This is a genomic window from Microcystis sp. LEGE 00066, from assembly GCF_015207925.1.
GTDB classification, from domain to species: domain Bacteria; phylum Cyanobacteriota; class Cyanobacteriia; order Cyanobacteriales; family Microcystaceae; genus Microcystis; species Microcystis ichthyoblabe_A.
In genome coordinates this window covers 1-1,344 of record NZ_JADEVX010000365.1, presented here as the reverse complement: position 1 = coordinate 1,344, position 1,344 = coordinate 1, and the positions used below count along the sequence as shown (strand labels likewise).

The following is a 1,344-nucleotide window of genomic DNA, read 5'->3' as shown; positions in this document are numbered from 1 at the left end:
GCCATTTTTGGTGCTTTACTGTTTCTCAAATGCCTTTTTTCGCTCCTTATGTTTATTTTTATGCTCACTTTGATTTTTTCTCTCCGTAATTTCTCTCTGTGACAGCTTAGGGTGCGGAATGTGGGTTACAGCCGAAGCAATCGCTGATTTAGCAGCACTCCTTGCAATTATTCAAGAGCAAATTTTCGGTAAAGTTCGCCTGTTGTCGAACAATTTTGCCAATTTTAGTCCTCAAGCTTTCAGTGCTAATTTGACTGGTCTTTTCAAGCTTCGAGTCGATGACTATAGAGTTATAGTCATTTCAATTAAAATTGAGAATATCAATCCCAGAGTTTTTAAGGATTTTGTCGGTCTAGACTGTATCACACTTATTTGAAATGACTATACTCGTTAAGACTGCAAGGGAGCGCCAGAGCTGCGGATCAGGGAGAGGCAGTTTGAGCATTTGTACTAAAAATTTCAATACGCAGTTTAAATTCAGTACAGCTTATCCATCTGGCACAGACAACTCCTGATTAGATAAGCCTTCCCACTTAGAATATCTACCAGACTAAGCCTGAATCCGCCGTAATTTCCCTGTTACTATCATTTTTATCTAGCCGACGGCTGACCGCTTCAAGATCACTGATCACTAAAATCACCGCGACGTTGGATCAGGTCTGAGGGGCTAAGATTGGAGACGAAATTGCGAAAAGCTTGACGTTCCTCTTCATCCGCATCACGATCAACAGGAATAGAAGCAGAAGCGATCACTTCTTCCATTACCCAGATGGGACTGTTGGTACGCAGGGCAATAGCGATCGCATCACTGGGACGACAATCGATTTCTTTTTTGACTTCGCCGCGCTGGAGACAGAGAACAGCATAAAAAGTATTATCTTGGAGAGAATGGATGATAATCTTTTCTAAATCCATGTCCCAAGCTTTAAAAATATTAGTGATCAAATCGTGGGTAAGAGGACGAGGGGGTCTTTGTTGTTCGAGGACGGTGATAATGGCCTTAGCCTGATCTTGTCCGATGTAGATAGGTAGGGCGCGACGCTCGGAACCATCCTTCAGCAGTACAATGGGACTGCGAGTGATAGCGTCTAGGGCAATTCCAGCGACTTTCATTTCGATCATGACTAATGGCTTCTCCAAGATAGAGATTCAGCTAGGGAAGGAGTGGGAAAGCAACCTGAATAATATAGTGCTTCGTTACACTCACAGTATGCCCTAAGATGGCGGAGATTAGCCTCATCTTTAATGAAAAAAATACATCAGCTGCCGTCAGGAGATAGGAGCCGGTCGTCAGGAGTCAGGAGACTCCGAGACAGGAGACTCCGAGACTATTTCTATTTATTC

General features: G+C 43.4%; 2 protein-coding genes. One reads left to right on the top strand and one right to left on the bottom strand.

From position 1 onward, the window contains the following. Positions 1–118 precede the first annotated feature (118 nt). Entirely contained in the window at positions 119–376 is a 258-nt protein-coding gene (locus tag IQ224_RS23560) for a type II toxin-antitoxin system RelE/ParE family toxin (protein ID WP_194033556.1), read from the top strand. Between the two features lie 245 nt (positions 377–621). Here IQ224_RS23560 and IQ224_RS23555 read toward each other — a convergent pair whose 3' ends face one another. Beyond that, positions 622–1,122: a bifunctional nuclease family protein gene (locus tag IQ224_RS23555; protein ID WP_002744652.1), complete on the bottom strand. Its 501-nt coding sequence runs from the start codon at positions 1,120–1,122 to the stop codon at positions 622–624. Between the last annotated feature and the right edge of the window lie 222 nt (positions 1,123–1,344).

What these genes read in the sequence shown, in the direction of transcription:
- IQ224_RS23560 (WP_194033556.1), top strand. Translation starts at nt 119, where the DNA reads ATGTGGGTTACAGCCGAAGCAATCGCTGATTTAGCAGCACTCCTTGCA.
- IQ224_RS23555 (WP_002744652.1), bottom strand. Translation starts at nt 1,122, where the DNA reads ATGATCGAAATGAAAGTCGCTGGAATTGCCCTAGACGCTATCACTCGC.